The following is a 481-nucleotide window of genomic DNA, read 5'->3' as shown; positions in this document are numbered from 1 at the left end:
TTCTTTCCGGCGTCGTCGCCGACCAGGGTGTAGGTCGCCTTGGTCGCCCCGTCGATGGCCTTGCCGTCGCGCAGCCACTGCCAGGTGACGGTGGCTGCCGGTGTGGTTGTGCCGGGGGCGGCGGTCAGGGTCGCCCCGACATCGTTGCCGCCGGTAAGCGTGGGGACCGCGGTCTCGGTGAACGGTTTGTTGATGGTCCGTTCGGCCGAGGTCTTGGTGGCCTCGGTGTAACCGGTGGCCTGGTAGGTGGCGGTGACGGTGATGTTCTTTCCGGCGTCGTCGCCGACCAGGGTGTAGGTCGCCTTGGTCGCCCCGTCGATGGCCTTGCCGTCGCGCAGCCACTGCCAGGTGACGGTGGCTGCCGGTGTGGTTGTGCCGGGGGCGGCGGTCAGGGTCGCCCCGACATCGTTGCCGCCGGTAAGCGTGGGGACCGCGGTCTCGGTGAACGGTTTGTTGATGGTCCGTTCGGCCGAGGTCTTGG

The 481-nt window shown here is 68.8% G+C and carries 1 pseudogene; it reads right to left on the bottom strand.

Going from position 1 to position 481, the window contains the following annotated elements:
* Positions 1 to 481 (bottom strand): annotated as a pseudogene (locus AC5RVV_RS18010) (carboxypeptidase regulatory-like domain-containing protein); the annotation flags it as partial.

It is taken from the genome of Arthrobacter sp. MDT2-34-1, from assembly GCF_059091365.1.
The sequence above is the reverse complement of the archived record's forward strand: the minus strand, read 5'-3'. Positions and strand labels throughout refer to the sequence as shown.